This is a genomic window from Thermoanaerobacterium thermosulfurigenes (assembly GCF_051201035.1).
GTDB lineage: Bacteria > Bacillota > Thermoanaerobacteria > Thermoanaerobacterales > Thermoanaerobacteraceae > Thermoanaerobacterium > Thermoanaerobacterium thermosulfurigenes.
In genome coordinates this window covers 54,167-69,704 of the sequence record NZ_JBPODR010000005.1, presented here as the reverse complement: position 1 = coordinate 69,704, position 15,538 = coordinate 54,167, and the positions used below count along the sequence as shown (strand labels likewise).

Sequence of the window (15,538 nt, the reverse complement as noted above, 5' to 3'; positions counted from 1 at the left end):
ATAACCGGAGAGCCGGCTATATATGGCTTTGTCTTTTTTTAAGAATTTGATAGCTGAAAGGGATGGTAAAATGTACGATGTCATAATAATCGGCGGCGGTGTAGTAGGTTCATCAGTTGCCAGAGAATTATCTAAATACAACATTAAAGTTCTGCTTATAGAAAAAGAAGATGATGTAGCGTCAGGTGGTGCATCAAAAGCCAATAGTGCTATACTTCATGCGGGATACGACCCAGTGCCTGGTACATTGAAAGCCAAACTAAATGTAAGAGGAAATGAGATGTTTGATGAGCTTTGTAAAGATTTAGATGTTCCAATGAAAAGAGTTGGTTCACTTGTTGCCGCATTTTCACAAGATGAAGTAGATAGCCTTTATAAATTGTATGATAGAGGGTTAAAAAATGGCGTCAAGAATATGTCTATTATATCTTCAGATATGGTTAAGGAAATTGAACCAAACATAAACGACACAATTGTTGCTGCTTTATATGCAAAGACAGCAGGCATTATATGTCCTTACGGTTTTGTAATAGCCTTGGCTGAAAATGCTGCACAAAACGGCGTCGAATTTGTATTTAATCAAGAAGTCATATCTATAGATAAAGAAGACGATGTTTTTAGGGTAAAAACACAAGTGAAAGAGTATTTTAGCAAATACGTAATCAATGCGGCAGGGCTTTATGCAGATGTGATAAACAATATGGTAAGCGATCAACATTTTTCGATTCATCCAAGAAAAGGCGAATATTTGATTTTAGATAAAGAAGAAGGCTATCTGGCAAATACTGTCATATTTCAAGTACCAACTAAGATGGGAAAAGGAATACTGGTGTCGCCAACTGTTGATGGCAACTTGCTTATAGGTCCTACGTCTGAGGATATATCCAATAAGGAATTTCGAAAGACTACTTACAAAGGATTGGAGAAGGCTATAAAAGGCGCCAAAAAGAGCGTTGAAAAATTTAGCGAAAGGAAGACGATAACACAATTTACTGGTGTAAGGGCTGTGCCAGATGTAGATGGCGAAGACTTTATTATAAGCGAATCAGATGTTAAAGGTTTTATAAATGTAGCAGGCATTGAATCACCTGGTTTCACATCATCACCAGCAATTGCGGAGATGGTAAGAGAAATTCTTAAAGATGCAGGACTTAAAATGGTTGAAAAAGATAATTTCAATCCCAAGAGGAAGCCTGTCATACGCTTTAATGAATTGACAGATGAAGAAAGAAATGAGCTGATAAAGAGAGAACCTGCTTATGGAAAGATCATTTGCAGATGTGAGACAGTTACTGAAGGTGAGATAATTGATGCCATAAGAAGGCCTGTTGGCGCAAAAAGCATTGACGGCGTAAAGAGGCGGACCAGAGCTGGCATGGGCAGATGTCAAGGTGGATTTTGCAGCCCCAGAGTGTTAGAGATACTTTCAAGAGAGCTTAATGTAGATCCGCTTAATGTCACAAAGTTTGGCGGCAATTCAAATATTTTGACGGCTAAAGCGAAAGAATACGTCGTAAATTTGTACAATGAACTATTAAAAAGTGGGGTGTAGATGATGATGAAATACGACATAGTAATAATTGGTGCAGGTCCTGCAGGACTTGGAGCAGCAGTTGAAGCGTATGAAAAAGGTGTAAAAGATATTTTAATAATCGAAAGGGACAGCTATCCGGGAGGAATACTTCAGCAGTGCATACACAATGGATTTGGACTTATTGAATTCAAAGAAGAATTATCTGGGCCGGAATACGCAGAAAGATTTATAGAAAAGGTAAATGAATATGGAATAAAGATTATGCTTAATACGATGGTATTAAACATATCAAGCGATAAAGTAGTTAAAGCAGTAAATCAAGAAAATGGCGTCATGGAGATTAAAGCGAAAGCGATAATACTTGCGATGGGCTGTAGAGAAAGGCCAAGAGGTGCAATCAGCATACCTGGCACAAGGCCTGCAGGGATATTTACGGCGGGAACGGCACAAAGATATGTAAATATGGAAGGATACATGCCTGGCAAAGAGATTGTGATATTGGGTTCTGGTGATATTGGACTTATAATGGCCAGGAGGTTTACGCTTGAAGGTGCTACGGTAAAAGCTGTTGTTGAACTTATGCCTTATTCCAGTGGACTTACCAGAAACATTGTTCAGTGTTTAGATGACTTTGGCATACCGCTTCTTTTAAGCCACACTGTGATAGAAATACGCGGTAAAGAAAGAGTTGAAGGTGTGACAATAGCACAGGTAGATGAAAACAGAAAGCCAATATTAAACACAGCTAAATACATAAGCTGTGATACTTTAATATTATCTGTAGGTTTGATTCCTGAGAATGAACTGTCAAAAAGTGCAGGCATAATGTTAGATCCCGTTACTGGGGGACCGCTTGTGAATGAAAGTATGGAAACGAATGTGGAAGGGATATTTGCCTGTGGCAATGTGTTGCAAGTGCACGATCTTGTGGACAATGTTACAAAAGAAGCAAGGCTGGCGGCTGATTCTGCAGTAAAGTACATTAATAATATGTTAATAAAAGAAGGGCGATACATCGTCGTGAAAGCTGGTTTAGGCATTAGATATGTGGTGCCGCAAATAGTAAATTATGATAATATAGATGCAAAAGTTAAATTTCACATGAGGCCTACTGATGTGTACAAAAACGCTTATATCGCCGTGAAATCAGGTGACAGAGAGATAGCCAGGAAAAAAATGCAGAGGTTGACACCAGGAGAGATGATATTAATAGATGTGCCAAAGGAAAAATTTTTAAGAGATGATCTATCTCCTGCAGATGAAATCACATTCGAAGTAGAGGTGGTATAATATGATAAAAAGAGAATTAACTTGTATTGTATGCCCAAATGGTTGTCGCTTGGTTGTAGAAATGGAAGGAAAGGAAATTGTAAATATCACAGGATATGAGTGCAAAAGAGGATTAAAGTATGCTGAAGATGAGATAATTGCTCCCAAAAGGACTCTGACTACAATAGTAAAAGCTGAAAAGGGTCATCTTCCAGTAGTTTCTGTCAGGACTAAAGAGCCAATTCCAAAAGAGCTTATCGGCAAAGCAGTGATGGAACTATCTAAAATAACTTTAAAGCCGCCGATTAATGTAGGTGATGTCGTTGTCAAAAACATCTTAAATACTGGTGTGGATGTTATTGCAACGAGAAATCTTTACAGCAAATAAGTGTTTAGTGGCTTATTAATTATGACATATTTTAATGAGGAAGGAATGCAAAGTATGGAGAAAATTTGTGAAAGAATAAAGTCTCCAATTAATATACACTCGCAAATATCTGCAATGATAGTCAGGAGAGTAAATGACGTATGCAAAAAGGACAATGTCAAAGTTATGCTTAAAAAAGCTGAAAGCGCAAGGCTTGTGCCTGCCAATAGCATGCTTTCCATGATAACTTTTTTTGCATCAGAAGGCGATGATATTGATATAATCGTAGAAGGAGATAACTGCATTTCTTCAATGGAAGAGATTAAAAAGATTTTTTTAGTGGATTTAAAAAAGGTGAATGACGAGAGTGGAACATACGAGCTTTTAAAGAATACGTCTATTGCGTACGAAGAAATATTTAACTCCATTGCAGTTGGCATAATTGCTACGGACGATAATGGAATCATAACTATATTTAATAAAGCATCTGAAAAAATAACAGGTTTTAGCCTTGATAAGGCAATCGGCAAAAATATAAGTGAAGTTATGTCAGATATAGATGTAAGTCAAGTCTTAAAATATGGAAGTGAGTTTTTAAACAAAAAATACGTCATAGGTGAAAAGACGCTTTTTTTAAACATGACTCCTATTTATGCTGGAGGCAACATTACTGGATCATTGGTTGTATTTCAAGATTTTCCACAAATCGAGTACCTTGAAGGAGAACTTAAAAGGAGCAGAAAACTTGATAAAGCCTTTGACATAATAGTAGGTAACAGCGGAAAATTGAAAGATGCATTGACGGTGGCATCTAAAGCGGCAGAAACGGATTCTAACGTAATAATACGAGGCGAAAGCGGGACAGGAAAAGAATTAGTTGCTAATGCGATACATTATTCAAGCAAAAGACACGATAAACCTTTTATAAGGGTAAATTGTGCTGCTATACCAAGCACACTTTTAGAAAGTGAGCTTTTTGGTCACGAAAAAGGAGCGTTTACTGGCGCAATAATGCAGAAAATAGGGAAGTTTGAACTTGCTGATGGAGGGACGATCTTCCTGGATGAAATAGGAGATATTCCAATAGAAATTCAAGCAAAACTTTTAAGGGTTCTTCAAGATAAAGAGTTTGAAAGAGTTGGTGGAATAAAGACTATAAAAGTAGATGTAAGGATAATTGCGGCAACAAACAAAAACCTTGAAGAAGCTATGAAAAATGGCACATTTAGGGAAGATCTTTACTACAGGTTAAATGTTATACCTGTCTTTTTGCCAGCTTTAAGGGATAGAAAAGAGGACATTCCTGTTTTGGTAGAGCATTTTATAAAGAAGATGAACAAAAAACTTGGAAGAAATGTTCAGTTTATTACAAACACAGCCATAAAATCCCTGATAAAGTATGATTGGCCGGGAAATATAAGAGAGCTTGAAAATCTAATTGAAAGGTGCATAACATTAAGCGATAAAGAGTACATTGACTTCGATGATCTTCCATCGTATATAAAAAATGTAAAAGACAGCAAAGACGACGAAGTAATATACTTAGGCGACAATTACGATATTGAAAAGATGGAAAATTATGAGTATAAAATAATCAAAGCTGCATTATCCAGGTATAAAAGTTTTAACAAAGCTGGAAAAGCCTTAGGATTGACCCATAAAACAGTTGCAGCTAAAGCGAGAAAATTTCATTTGGTTGAAAATTAATATCAGGATTCATTTATGATTGATACTTTTTACCAAGAAAAAATAAAAATCTTTTCATTGAAGTGGCCATATGCTGACATTTTCATCTGCATATGACCTTTTTTATTGGCATACAATTTGCAATAGATATAAAAAAATAAAAAATATGGGGGTTAATATCATGAAAAAGCTCATTAACAATCCTGAAGAAGTTGTAAAGGAAATGGTGGCAGGACTTCTTTACGCATATCCAACATACTTGAGAAAGCTTGATAATGTAGATGTTGTAGTAAGAAAAACATCTCCTGTAGAGGGGAAAGTTGGGCTTGTAAGCGGTGGTGGCAGTGGACATGAGCCTGCACATGCAGGGTATGTAGGTAAAGGCATGTTGGATGCAGCTTGCTTAGGTGCTGTTTTTACGTCGCCAACGCCTGATCAAATCTATGAAGCTATAAAAGCTGTTGACGGCGGAAAAGGTGTTTTGCTCATAATCAAAAATTATACAGGCGATGTAATGAATTTTGAGATGGCAAAAGAGATGGCTGAAATGGATGGTATAAAGGTTTCAGAAGTGATTGTGAATGATGATGTGGCTGTTGAAAACAGCACATATACGCAGGGCAGGAGAGGTATTGCAGGTACTGTTTTCGTCCATAAAATAGCTGGAGCTAAAGCTGAAGAAGGGGCTGAGATTGAAGAAGTCAAGGAAGTTGCAGAAAAGGTCATAAAGAATTTAAGGTCTATGGGAATGGCATTTACACCATGCATTGTGCCTGCAGCAGGAAAACCAAGCTTTACACTTGAAGAAGATGAAATTGAGATAGGAATTGGAATACACGGTGAACCTGGTACACATAGGGAGAAGATAAAAAGTGCAAAAGAGATAGTTGCTGAGCTTATGGACAAAATTGTTTCTGACTTGCCGTTTAACGACGGTGATGAAGTGGCATTGATGGTAAATGGCCTTGGTGCTACACCTCTTTCAGAGCTTTTCATAGCAAACAAAGAAGTGAATGAATACCTTATGGGAAAAAATATCAACATTTATAAGACTTTCGTAGGTGAATACATGACGTCCCTTGAGATGAGCGGATTTTCAATAACACTTTTAAAACTTGATGATGAGCTTAAATCGCTTTTAGATGCATCAGCAGATACACCTGCATTTAAGCAATTATAAGATATGAGCCGAAAGGGATGATGATATTGTTGTTGAGAAAGACAGACGTAGTAAACATTTTAAATGACATAGTAAAGACAATTGAAGACAATAGGCAATACCTTACAGATCTGGATGCAGCAATAGGTGATGCTGATCACGGCATAAATCTTGATAGGGGATTTAAAGCAGTGAGGGATAAGATGACACAATTTTCAGATAAAGACATAGGCACAATACTTAAAAATGTTGGTATGGTTTTAGTTTCTACTGTTGGTGGAGCATCTGGACCACTTTATGGAACATTTTTCATGAGAATGGGAAATGTAGTATCAGGCAAAAACACATTAGATGAAAATGACATTGTCGCGATGTTTGAGGCTGGTCTTTCTGGAATAAAAGAAAGAGGAAAAGCACAAGTAGGAGACAAGACTATGATCGATTCGATGGAGCCTGCCTTGAATGAGTTAAAGAAAGCATTAAGTGAAGGACGTGGTTTAAAAGAAGCTATAGAAGCAGCGGCAAATAATGCATACAATGGTGTTTTAATGACTAAAGACATTGCTGCAAAAAAAGGCAGAGCCAGCTATCTTGGCGAAAGAAGCATAGGACATCAGGATCCTGGAGCAACATCAGCTTATTTGATGATAAAAACTGTTGCTGATTATGTAGATAAGTTGCAACAATGAAGAAAGGATTGGATCTAATGGTAGGTATAGTTATTGTGTCTCATTCAAAGAAGGTGGCAGATGGCTTGTATGAATTAGCTGACCAGATGACAGGAGGGAAAATAAGAATAGGCAAGTCTGGCGGCACCAAAGATGGGCGATTAGGCACAAATGTAGACGAAATCGTAGAAGAAATAAAAAAGTGCGAAAGCGGCGACGGCGTTTTAATCTTAGTTGATTTAGGAAGTTCTGTAATGAGTGCTCAAATGGCGTTAGAATTTCTTGATGAAGAATACGCGGGAAAAGTTGAGATAGCAGATGCGCCTCTTGTTGAAGGAACGATTGCTGCAAGCGTAGAAGCTTCAATAGGCAGTGACATATTAAAAGTTAAAGCAGTAGCAGAAGCGGCTAAGAATCTTGTTAAGATTTAATTGCCTGGATGAAACCAGGCTTTATTTTTTTGTAGAAATTTTTATAAAAAAATATTAAAATATATAATATACAGAGGGGGGTGAAGTCAATTTACGATCACATAGTTTCTGAATACGATACCAAACTTAAAACATATGTAGAAGAAAGGAGGTACATGGATGCGTATAAATACATTTTCAAACAGAAAAATCTCGTCAGCGATCTCGATAGAAGTATTTACTTATACTTAATTTTATGGCAAATTAAAGTTGAAATTTATCTCGGTATTATTGAAGATGCGAAAGAGCACTTTTTGAACATTTTTGATAATATTATTTTATCTAAGAATAACATATCATTATTTATTGAATGTGTGCTGTTGCTTGATATGTTCGAATTGTCGCTAAAAAAAGATGGCATATATGAGCAATTGATGAACTACGATGAAGAAAATAATTGGATAAATTTATATATTTTTATATTAAGTTTTAAAAATAAAAGCAGGAATTATTCAATTGAGGACGAACTACTATATATGGCAGAAAAAAATACTGACAGATTTTTTCAGTCATTAATACATACTGTATTGGCAGAGGTGTACAAAGATGATAGAAACGAGAGATGGTATATTGAATTGAGGAAGGCTTATGAGCTTAATCACGACAATTTGAGAATGATTAGGCTTATGATACAATGGGGCGTCAAAGGAGATGATGAGCTTAGAAAGGTTAAATATTTTAGGTATTTTCCTGAAAATAAATTTATTTTAAAGAAGTATTACCAGCTTTACAGCGAAGTAGATGGTAAAGGTCGTGATTTTAATCTGTTTAAATTTAATTTATTAGAAGGTGGTGGTACGGGTGGTAGTAGTTACTTAATAACGTACGATGATGTTAATGTATTATTAGATTGTGGAATTAACTTTAAAGATGATCACATATATTACGAGAATTTAAAAAAATTGGCATTGATATTAAAGATATTGATTTACTCATTATTACACATTGCCATCTTGATCACTGCGGGGGCATTGTAAACCTTATAAAAAGCGGACTAAATTGTCCTATAATTATGTCTTATGAGACGAAATATATATTGAACGGATTTTTTTCTAAAAACAGCAATATGCAGGATTTAAATCTAAATGATGCTGATTATAAGTTGCTGAATAAAATAAACAGCATGACATTGACCGATTGCCTTTTTGATGAATCTGTGAAAGGCAAAAGAGTCTTAGTGAAGCTTATTCCATCCGGACATATATTGGGGGCTTGCGGGGTTTACGCAGAAATTGGTGGTTTTTCAGTGTTTTATACAGGCGATTTTACTGTAAAAGATGTTGAGACAAATAGTGGTCTTACAATTCCTGATGGAATGCACGCTGATGTGCTGATTACTGAAGCTACGTTTGGATATACGTCAAGCTTTAGCGTTTATGATAAGACAATTCAAGATAAGTTGATTCTGGAAGTGATAGAGGAATTAGCCAATCGTGGTGTTGGCTTTATACCTGCATTTGCTGTAGGGAAAGCTCAAGATTTATTGATGCTTATGAAGAGAAACTTTGAATATATGCCGTACAATGTGTATGTTGATGGAGCATTGTCGTATATAACCATGTTATATGAAAAAGTAAGAGGGCCTATCTACGGAAATGGCATATTAAATGCAAATGACATAAAATTGTATGATAGCAAAAGGGAATTTATAAGAAAGGAAATTTCGCTGGGAAATTGTCTGGTAATGACCAGCTCGGACAATCTTACCGAAGGCAGTACTTCTTTTGTGTACGGGCGGGAGTTGATGTCATTTGACAATGCGATTTTGCTAAACATAAGCAACAACATAAAGAAACCTATATCTATGTTGCAGGAGAATATTCCTATTATCAACCATGGGATACTGCAGGATATTTTAGAAGTATTTTTGAAATTGACACCTAAAAAGGTTTATATTGTTCATAGAGGAGCAAAGACAAATAGTACATTTAATATTGAGGAGATTTTGAATATGTTTGATGATGTAGACGTTATGGCTCCGTAGAGCGTTTAAATTTATTTTACCATGAGGGAGTAAAGGAGGAAAAATGAAACCATATATTGGTATTGACCTTGGAACTACTAATACGGTCGTGGCGTGTGCTGATTATACAGAAGATGGCAACGTGAAAATTGATATTTTAGATATAGAGCAAATCTCTGATAAGAACGGTAGTATAACAGTAAAAAAAACGTTGCCATCCTGCATTTACGTGGATGATGGCGGAAATGAATATATAGGCCAATTGGCTAAAAATATGAAAAACATTGAATACGATCGTGTAATATACAATAGCAAAAATTATATAGGGAATAGGAATCATGTGTGGCAAATTGGCAAAAAAAAGTATACTCCAGAAGATGTGGCAGAGAAAATTTTGTCTGTTGCTAAGGCAAACGTTGAAAGATTTTATGGTGAAAGAGTATATGGTGCTGTCATAACAGTTCCGGCATCTTTTAATCATGACCAAATTGAATCTACTAAAAATGCAGCTAAATCGGCAGGATTTTTAGAGGATCAGCTTATCTTTATATCAGAGCCTACAGCGGCATTGTTGGATCTAATTTATGAAGAAAAGTTAAGCGATAAAAGATACGCCATTCACGATTTTAGCAAGCCAAAAAAAGTTTTGGTATTTGATTTAGGTGGAGGCACTTGTGACGTATCCATAATGAATGTGGAAATAAATGGTGATGATTATAAAGTTGAAGAATTGGCAATATCTCCTCATACACAACTTGGAGGCGTTGACTTTGATGTATGTGGAGTTCTGTATTTATTGCACAAGTATTCTATTTTAAATGATGTTGATTATAAGCGAATGTTGCCTAATGTTGATGTAAAGCGATATATATTTAGCGTATTGTCGTTGGAGATTGAGAAAGCCAGAATCATGTTTTCGTCTATAGGCAGTGGTTTAACAGGTGAAGAATATGGTGATGTTGTGTATAGAAATAGTTTAGAAAATTTCTACAGTAGGCAGTCATTTGAATTTGAAATAAGTAAAAAAGAATATGATGAGTGTATAAAGCCTTTACTTACAAAAGGCGGCAATTTAGGGTTCAATATAATAGATCCGATAATTGATACTCTCAATAAAGCTAATTTAAAAAAGGAAGATATTGACGAAGTTTTCTTAGTGGGAGGCATGACGGCTTACAGCACTGTTAGGGAAACGATAGAGAACTTTTTTGGCAAGAAAACTATAAGCTACTTAGATCCTATGTATTCAGTAGCAAAAGGTGCTGCTTTATATAATTATTACAACGAAAATAAAAAGAAAAACGAAAAAGGAAAAATCATCATATATCCCGTAGTAGCAGAGAATATTTACCTTGATGTGAAAAATAATTTGCCAGTTCTATTAGTAAGCCAAGGAACGAAAGCACCTTATGAAAAAGTGTATGAAGGCATTGTAAAAGTAGACAATGCTACAGGAATAAAGCTTGACATTTTATCAGGGAAAAGCATTTACGATCCAAAGATGAAAAGGCTTAAATCAGTGCAATTGACGTTTACTGATATTATAAAGCCTGGTACACCTATTTCTATAAAAGTGACTTTTGACAAAAACAGGATATTGCATTTAGAAGCATGGGTTACGGGAAATTTTAAGCAGAAAATAGATGTCACATTTGATAAAGAGGTGTTGTATGATGGCTGTTAATTGGAGAGCTTTGCTTCAAGAAAACAGAGATTTGTTTTTTAATATACACAATGAAGAAATCAAAGAAGGTAAAGGATATTTAGGAGCTGCTGCAAATGCTGAAAAAGTGGAATCAGCTAAAGAACAGGTTTTTGAATACTATATATCTGATGTAAATGCACGGCTTATCTATGAAAAAACGCTTAAATTAGGTTCAACAAGCGAAAAAGGTGTGAATTTAATAGAAGTTGAAATCATAGATTTATTTAAAAGCATATTAGAGGAAGGGCAGAATCCTATTGAAATGTTTTTATACTGCACGAAAGCACTGAATTTAAGTGATAGGAATATTTACCAATCTATATTGAGGGTCTTAGTATCGGTGTGCAATTTAAGCAAGGCAGGGAGAGATGCTCTTATCAGTGTGCTAAAGAGTTGGTCATGGGATCTTCAGATGAAAATAGCAATAGAAGTCATAAGGACTATTAAGGAAAAGTCTGCTTTTGATACGCTTTTGCTTTTGTTTGACAATGAAAGTTTAAAAATCGAAGCTGCGGAATGTCTTTTGGACATTGGTGACGACGAAAGATGTGTAAGACCTATTTTAAACATGGTGAATAAATTCAATGGGTTCAGTGTGAATGAAAGAAATGTGGCATTTAGACTTATAGATAGGCTTTCACGATTTGGAGAAGATGCACTGTCTGAAATTTTGAAGTGCTACATGAACAACGAGAATAAAAGCCTCAATACAGTCTATTCAAATGTTATATCTCGTTCAAAGGAGATGGCGATAGAAAGCTTGTCGAAGATGCTTTACAATGATGAGTACAATCAAAAAGCCGCTATAACATTAGGGAAGATGAGGATTGAAAATGCAACAGATAAGCTTATTGAAGCGCTGGAATCTCCTTTGATAGAAGATAAAATGAACATCATCATAGGTTTAGGATATACAAAGGACAAAAAGGCTGTAAAATATTTGATGAATATGCTGGAGAATGAGAATTTCAAAAATGATGTTAAGGCTTGTATCATAACGTCACTGGCAAATTTAGAAGCTTTTGAGGCAAAAGACATAATCAAAAAGTATATGAATGATAAGGAACTTAGAATAAATACTATGTCTGCATTAGTGCAGTTAGGTGAGATAAAATACTTAGGAGGCTTATTTGAGTATTTGATATCTCCAAATAATTCTTACAGCGACATATCATGTGCAATCAAAGAGCTTAAAAGGCTTAAAGGATTTAAAGACAGCAAGATAAGCAAGGAAATAACCAATGGCGTCAGATACTTAATAAGAAATAATGACGGCTTTGCATGCTTAAACGCATTAAGGATTTTAGACACCAACATTGATGACAGCATGGCTGAAGAGTTGATTTTAAAACTTAAGACAACAAAGAAAGAAGAGATTCAATACACTATTTACAAAATTTTAGGCAAGAACACAGGTTTATTAAGCAATATCATAAATGAGAGGATTTTTATTGATGCGTCGTTTAACGATAGCACCAGAATCAGATACCTTGCACAAAAGATTATTGAGAGGAATTACAAAGGAAAAGATAAACTTATAAAAGCATGAAGGGAAGATGTGTCTTGTTAGACAAAAATGGAATAGATATTGCCAAATGTTTAGATATATTTTTGTATTCTTTACCATACAGCGTATTGATAAGACCTTTTAATAAGGACAAAAATCTCCAGAAGAAGCTTGCCGGATTTAGACTAAACGAAAAATCCAGCCCTCCATCAAAAATCGTTCCTATACTAAGGCAAGAAATATTAAAAGGAAATTTTGACTATGCTGATTTAATAGATACATGGAAGGTTCTAAAAAAAGATCTTTATGAGAAGATAAGCCAGATGGATGTTGACGAAATGGAAGAAAACATCGTTGAGTTATGCCGCAATTATGGACGTGAAAATGTCGTTTCTGCGCTTCTTATTGACAATAGGCAGGAACTTGGTGATATAATTAATAAAGCCATGGAGCTAAATGTGGATGTGGCTGATGAAAAATTGGTAGAAGACGATGATAGAATAATGAATCAAAAAGATAGCGTAGACTTACTCAAGAAGGTCAAAAAGCTTGAAAGAGAAGTAGAAAAATTGCAGGACAAATTGATAAAAGAAGAAAAAAAGAATATAATTGAGGTGGACAATTTAAAAAAGGCGTTGGAAAATAAGGACAAGGAAATAGCATCTTTAAACAAAAGATTGGAGGATTTAAGACAAGAAAAAAGACGTTTGGAAATGATTCTGGAGCATATAGGGGTAGAATTCGACAAACACGTAGTAAAACTCATAAATGAAAGCATGGCTAAGGAGAAGAAAAGTGAAAATTTAAAGGTTTCTTTAAATAAAATATTGGTGGATTTACAACAAGACAATCAGGAAATAAAGAAAAATTTTTCTGAAATCAAGGATCTGATATTTAATATTGAGAAGAAGATTGCATCTAACTATGTAGGAACCGCTCACTTGCAATCGGCAGTAAGTTTAGAAGACGATGATTACTCTTTGTTGGACGATCTATCAAAAATGCTTAAAAATTCATAATTGCGAGGTGTAACAATGCATCATGATGAGATTCAAAAACTTAAAAAGATACTAATTGAAGACAACAATGATGAAACTAATATTTCGAGAGCTCTTAAAGAAGTATTTAAAAGACAAAAAAGCATAATCATGACAATTTGCGTCTTAGAACTTATATATGAATCTGTATATCTATATGACATCATTTTAAAGAGAAGTGGTGTTTTAAAGTTTATAAAAAGTGTAGATAACCAACTGTACGTTACTGTTGAAAGTTACAGAGATGTTGTCAGTAGGATCAGGCACTATAGGCAGATAGACATGAAAATTAAGGATAACATCATAAAAACGCTTCAAGAAGAAAAAGATAAGTTAGAAGCAGATCTTGAAGTGCTATTTGGGTATTTTGTGGAAGCAAGGTATTGCAGTGATGTGTTTAATGATAAATTAAAGATTTTTAATCAGAATGAAATTAATATAAGCATTGATGAGTTTTACGATAAAATTAAGGAGTTTGTATTTGAAAATGAAGATGAGAAATTTGAGAGGATTCAGGAAGTCATATCAGCTATACCTTTTGCCCTTTCCAGAAAGAGGTTTTTTGATTACATGAAAAGTGGTTTGATCCATGAATACACTGGCTACGAGAAACTTTTAGAGAGCATTTTTGAGATAGAGGAAAATTTTTATGGAAAATTGGTAGAAGGTTATGGGGATAAATTTGCAGAGATAGCCAACAAGATAGATGAGCTTCAGACATTGGACTTAAAGAATGCTGCAAAAGATGATTTGGAGATGTATTTAAAAGATACAATCTTGCTTTTAAGCAAGATACAGGATGTAAGAGAAATAGTTTATTCGCTCATAAGGATCGTAAATAGACTTTTAATATTTTATAAATCAGACAAAAAGATAGAAGATATTATGCATGAGGAACCTAAAATAAAAATCTTTTTTGACATTTACAGCAGTATATACGAGGAAAGATATACAAAGAAGAAAGTCAAAGACTTTTTAAAGATGTTGAACGAAGATATTTCTAATTGGTATTTTGAGCTTTACAATTACAATAGATTGTTAAGTGATGTGAATTATCTTGAAAATGAGATAGATACATTGATAGATGAAGATATACTGAATGATATAGAAATTTTAGCTGAGTACGAAAATCTGATGAATGATGACAGCGACGAATTTGACGACATCACAGGCGATATAATAGATGGAAGCATTGTTGAAGACGAAATAAATAACCTTGTTTCCATGATAGATGATATAATAAAGTTCATGAATCCTGATTACAGAAAGGTACGAATGAGGCGACTTTTAGGAATTATACCTGTTCCTGGGAATTTTGAAAATGAGTTTTTAAACTATTTAAAAAGCTCTTTGGAGTTTGAGACGACGTCAAATGTTAAGGCTGCCATAATGGAAAGTGTCGACAAAAGGATAAAGTTGTACAAGGACATGAAAAACAGCAAGCTTTTGTATGAAGCTCTTTTAAAAAACGTCAAGGAAGGATTGTAGTGAATGAAAGTTACAAATAAAACTGTATCTATAATTATGACTGTGCTTTTATTTTTGGTTGTCTTACTTTCGAATTTGCAGTACTTGGCGTTTAATTTAAATTTCTATATAAATGAATTTGACAAATACGGTGTTAAGTACGTTACAGGTATGGATAAATCGCAATTAAGCAAAGTTGCATTAAGAATTCAAGATTATCTTTATGGGAAATCTGAAAGCCTTCAAATAGACGCTGTAATAGATGGACAAAATCAGAAGGTTTTTAATGATAGGGAATTGGAACATATGAGAGATGTCAGAAAGCTTTTTGAGAATGGCCTTTTGATTAGAAACTTAATGATACTTATTTATATTTTGGCTTTTTTGTTTCTGTATTTTAGAAAAGAGGATGTTTTTTATCATATATACCGAGGTATGCTTTTTGTGATATTGTTTTTACTCGTTACAGGAGCCATAGTTTCATTAGATTTTAACAGATGGTTTATATATTTTCACCACATTTTTTTTGACAATAATTTATGGCAATTAGATGTAACTCGAGATAGGTTAATTCAGATGCTTCCAGAAGGTTTTTTCAGTGACATATCGTATTTGACTTTCAGGAATTCAATCATTACATACATTATAATTGGATTTGTATCTTTTCTATTAAAAGGGAAAAAAGACAGTAAAATAGGCCTCTAAA

General features: G+C 34.6%; 14 protein-coding genes. All 14 read left to right on the top strand.

Translation table 11 applies throughout. The annotated features are described in order from the left end of the window. Positions 1 to 70 precede the first annotated feature (70 nt). Entirely contained in the window at positions 71 to 1,552 is a 1,482-nt protein-coding gene (locus HNR52_RS02850; protein ID WP_435619681.1) for an NAD(P)/FAD-dependent oxidoreductase, read from the top strand. A gap of 3 nt (positions 1,553 to 1,555) precedes the next feature. Further along, positions 1,556 to 2,824 carry an NAD(P)/FAD-dependent oxidoreductase gene (locus tag HNR52_RS02845; RefSeq protein ID WP_041592185.1) on the top strand — a complete coding sequence of 423 codons (1,269 nt, stop codon included), beginning with the start codon at positions 1,556 to 1,558 and terminating at the stop codon, positions 2,822 to 2,824. A 1-nt stretch (position 2,825) separates the two neighbouring features. Next, positions 2,826 to 3,191, top strand: a complete 366-nt coding sequence (locus tag HNR52_RS02840) for a DUF1667 domain-containing protein (RefSeq protein WP_013787287.1) — start codon at positions 2,826 to 2,828, stop codon at positions 3,189 to 3,191. 54 nt (positions 3,192 to 3,245) lie between these two features. After that, complete coding sequence (locus HNR52_RS02835; RefSeq protein ID WP_435619655.1) at positions 3,246 to 4,877, top strand: sigma 54-interacting transcriptional regulator; 1,632 nt, start codon at positions 3,246 to 3,248, stop codon at positions 4,875 to 4,877. A 160-nt stretch (positions 4,878 to 5,037) separates the two neighbouring features. Further along, the gene (gene dhaK, locus HNR52_RS02830; protein ID WP_435619654.1) at positions 5,038 to 6,036 is read left to right on the top strand and encodes a dihydroxyacetone kinase subunit DhaK; all 999 of its coding nucleotides are present in this window, start codon (positions 5,038 to 5,040) and stop codon (positions 6,034 to 6,036) included. Between the two features lie 26 nt (positions 6,037 to 6,062). After that, positions 6,063 to 6,704 (top strand): dihydroxyacetone kinase subunit DhaL, encoded by a 642-nt coding sequence (dhaL, locus tag HNR52_RS02825; RefSeq protein ID WP_041592059.1) that lies wholly within the window; start codon positions 6,063 to 6,065, stop codon positions 6,702 to 6,704. A 17-nt stretch (positions 6,705 to 6,721) separates the two neighbouring features. Continuing rightward, positions 6,722 to 7,114 carry a dihydroxyacetone kinase phosphoryl donor subunit DhaM gene (dhaM, locus tag HNR52_RS02820; protein WP_013787291.1) on the top strand — a complete coding sequence of 131 codons (393 nt, stop codon included), beginning with the start codon at positions 6,722 to 6,724 and terminating at the stop codon, positions 7,112 to 7,114. Between the two features lie 80 nt (positions 7,115 to 7,194). After that, positions 7,195 to 8,130: a hypothetical protein gene (locus HNR52_RS02815; RefSeq protein WP_435619653.1), complete on the top strand. Its 936-nt coding sequence runs from the start codon at positions 7,195 to 7,197 to the stop codon at positions 8,128 to 8,130. After that, positions 8,034 to 9,137 (top strand): MBL fold metallo-hydrolase, encoded by a 1,104-nt coding sequence (locus HNR52_RS02810; protein ID WP_435619680.1) that lies wholly within the window; start codon positions 8,034 to 8,036, stop codon positions 9,135 to 9,137. Before HNR52_RS02815 ends, HNR52_RS02810 begins: the two co-directional genes overlap by 97 nt. Positions 9,138 to 9,180: 43 nt before the next feature. Further along, on the top strand, positions 9,181 to 10,800 hold the full coding sequence (locus HNR52_RS02805) for an Hsp70 family protein (protein ID WP_435619652.1): 1,620 nt from the start codon (positions 9,181 to 9,183) through the stop codon (positions 10,798 to 10,800). Then, positions 10,787 to 12,370: a HEAT repeat domain-containing protein gene (locus tag HNR52_RS02800; protein ID WP_435619651.1), complete on the top strand. Its 1,584-nt coding sequence runs from the start codon at positions 10,787 to 10,789 to the stop codon at positions 12,368 to 12,370. The genes HNR52_RS02805 and HNR52_RS02800 overlap by 14 nt, the downstream gene beginning before the upstream one ends. Further along, a complete protein-coding gene (locus HNR52_RS02795; protein WP_435619650.1) occupies positions 12,367 to 13,347 on the top strand; it encodes a coiled-coil domain-containing protein in 981 nt (326 codons plus the stop codon). Before HNR52_RS02800 ends, HNR52_RS02795 begins: the two co-directional genes overlap by 4 nt. A gap of 15 nt (positions 13,348 to 13,362) precedes the next feature. Beyond that, positions 13,363 to 14,853 (top strand): hypothetical protein, encoded by a 1,491-nt coding sequence (locus HNR52_RS02790; RefSeq protein WP_435619649.1) that lies wholly within the window; start codon positions 13,363 to 13,365, stop codon positions 14,851 to 14,853. A 3-nt stretch (positions 14,854 to 14,856) separates the two neighbouring features. Continuing rightward, positions 14,857 to 15,537 (top strand): TIGR01906 family membrane protein, encoded by a 681-nt coding sequence (locus HNR52_RS02785; protein ID WP_435619648.1) that lies wholly within the window; start codon positions 14,857 to 14,859, stop codon positions 15,535 to 15,537. The last annotated feature ends 1 nt before the right edge of the window (position 15,538 follow it).

What these genes read in the sequence shown, in the direction of transcription:
- HNR52_RS02850 (WP_435619681.1), top strand. Translation starts at nt 71, where the DNA reads ATGTACGATGTCATAATAATCGGCGGCGGTGTAGTAGGTTCATCAGTT.
- HNR52_RS02845 (WP_041592185.1), top strand. Translation starts at nt 1,556, where the DNA reads ATGATGAAATACGACATAGTAATAATTGGTGCAGGTCCTGCAGGACTT.
- HNR52_RS02840 (WP_013787287.1), top strand. Translation starts at nt 2,826, where the DNA reads ATGATAAAAAGAGAATTAACTTGTATTGTATGCCCAAATGGTTGTCGC.
- HNR52_RS02835 (WP_435619655.1), top strand. Translation starts at nt 3,246, where the DNA reads ATGGAGAAAATTTGTGAAAGAATAAAGTCTCCAATTAATATACACTCG.
- dhaK (WP_435619654.1), top strand. Translation starts at nt 5,038, where the DNA reads ATGAAAAAGCTCATTAACAATCCTGAAGAAGTTGTAAAGGAAATGGTG.
- dhaM (WP_013787291.1), top strand. Translation starts at nt 6,722, where the DNA reads ATGGTAGGTATAGTTATTGTGTCTCATTCAAAGAAGGTGGCAGATGGC.
- HNR52_RS02805 (WP_435619652.1), top strand. Translation starts at nt 9,181, where the DNA reads ATGAAACCATATATTGGTATTGACCTTGGAACTACTAATACGGTCGTG.
- HNR52_RS02800 (WP_435619651.1), top strand. Translation starts at nt 10,787, where the DNA reads ATGATGGCTGTTAATTGGAGAGCTTTGCTTCAAGAAAACAGAGATTTG.
- HNR52_RS02795 (WP_435619650.1), top strand. Translation starts at nt 12,367, where the DNA reads ATGAAGGGAAGATGTGTCTTGTTAGACAAAAATGGAATAGATATTGCC.
- HNR52_RS02790 (WP_435619649.1), top strand. Translation starts at nt 13,363, where the DNA reads ATGCATCATGATGAGATTCAAAAACTTAAAAAGATACTAATTGAAGAC.
- HNR52_RS02785 (WP_435619648.1), top strand. Translation starts at nt 14,857, where the DNA reads ATGAAAGTTACAAATAAAACTGTATCTATAATTATGACTGTGCTTTTA.